Below are 1891 nucleotides of genomic sequence, written 5' to 3'. Positions count from 1 at the left end.
CGCCGAGGCCGCGCAGCCGCGCGACGTCGAGCTCGCGCGCCTCGAGCGCGGCCGTCGCGTGCAGCGCGGTCCCCGCGAGCGCGAGCACGAGGGCGGCGACGACCAGGAGCGCCGCGGCGGCCCGCTGCGCGGCACGCAGGGGACCGTCGACGGCCTCGCGCACCACGGTCGCTCGCTCGACGACGGGCGTCATGCCCAGCCCGCCCAGGGTGGCGGCCGCGTCGGCACGGATCTCGCCGCCCACCCACCACGCGTCGGTGAGGGGGGCGAGGTCGCCCACGCTGAGGGCGGCGCGGGACAGGGTGTCCACGTCGGCGAGCAGCGCGGGTCCGCGCGGCTGGGACGGCACGTACGGCGTCACGCGCTGCACGACGGCCTGGACGCGCGTGAGGCCGAGCGACACCTGGACGCCGTCGCCGACGCCGATCCCCAGGTCGTCGGCGAGGGGCTCCGACAGGACGACGGGCACCTCGGTGACGGGTGCGAACGCGAGCGCGGTGAGCGCACCGTCGGTCCAGTACAGGCCGGGCAGGTCGAGGCTCCCCGCGAAGGTCACGCGCACCCCGTCCGGCACGGCGTCGCCGGTGACGTCCGTGACGGTCACGACGCCGAAGTCGTCGTGCGGTGGTGCGGCCGCCGACCACGAGCCGCCGGGTGCGGGCGTCGCGGCGCGCAGGGTCACGTCGATCGTGAACCGGGGGGACCGCTGCCGGTCGGGGTCGCTCCCGACGGCCGAGAGGCGTGCGTCGACCGCGACGACGCGGGCGTCGGCCGGGACGTCGACGGGTGTCGTCGCGGTGGTGCCGTCGAGGGTCGCGGTGCCGACGGGGAGCGCGGCCCGGGCACCGTCGGCGTCCTGCACGACGAGGGTCAGCGCGGCCTCGACCGTCACGTCGTCCCCGTCGACCCGGCCCGTCACGACGACGTCGGTCCGCCCGCCCGCGACCTCGGCTCCGCCGGCGTCGTCGGCCGGCGCGAGCCCGGACGTCGCCTCGTCCCAGCCGCCCGACGGCAGCCGGCCGCGCAGCAGGCCGTCGGCGTCCCGGGTGTCGACCGCGACGAGCTGCACGGGCTCGTCGCCGCTGTTCGCGCGCGAGCCGAGCACGGTCGGACGGGTCGTGACGGTGCTGACCCGCCCACCGGTGGCGTCCCGCACGACCGCCCCGGAGCCGAGGACGTCTCCCGGCGCAGGGACCGACAGGTCCGTCCCGACCCGCGCGGCGGCCTGGTCGCGCTGCGACTGCGTCCACGTCGCGGCGAACCCCACGCCGAACGTCGCGCAGGCGGTCGCGAGCACCAGGAGGAACGCCGCGGCGGTGCCCTGGCGGCGGCGGGCGACGCCCCAGGCGGCGAGCGGCAGCGTGAGGGTGCGGGACGCACCGGCCCGGGCGTCGACCCGACGCGCGAGCATCGCGAGGGGACGCAGCAGGAGCGCCGACCCCGCCAGGAGGCACACCACGGGGGCCGCGACGAGGACGGGGTCGACCACGGTCCCGGTCGCGACCCGGTGCGCGCGCAGCTGCAGGAACGCGAGGGCGGCGAGCGCGAGCAGCAGCAGGTCCGCACCCGAGCGGGCGACCACGCCGACACGGTCCTCCCGGCCGCGCGGCGACGCGGTGCGCAGCCACGGCAGCACGAGCAGCGCGCCGAGCACGACCGTCACGACGGCGACGCTCGCGACGAGCGGCACGAGGTCACGCTCGGGGACGGCGGTCGGCCCGAGACCGACGGCGTCGGCGAGCGCGCGGTAGAGCACGAGCGCGAGGATCGTCGCGGGGACCACGGCGAGCAGCGCGAGCGCGGCCGCCTCGACCGCGGCCTGCGCGACGAGCCGGCGACGCCCCATGCCGCGCGCGGCGAGCAGCGCCGCCTCGGGTGCGCGGCGCCCGGC

Annotated in this window: 1 protein-coding gene; it reads right to left on the bottom strand. The window is 78.9% G+C overall.

Going from position 1 to position 1891, the window contains the following annotated elements:
* Nucleotides 1-1891: FtsX-like permease family protein (locus CTKZ_RS20060; RefSeq protein ID WP_124344565.1), on the bottom strand; the 1891-nt coding region annotated here is incomplete at both ends.

It is taken from the genome of Cellulomonas algicola (genome assembly GCF_003851725.1).
GTDB classification, from domain to species: domain Bacteria; phylum Actinomycetota; class Actinomycetes; order Actinomycetales; family Cellulomonadaceae; genus Cellulomonas; species Cellulomonas algicola.
This window is presented reverse-complemented; position numbering and strand designations above follow the sequence as displayed.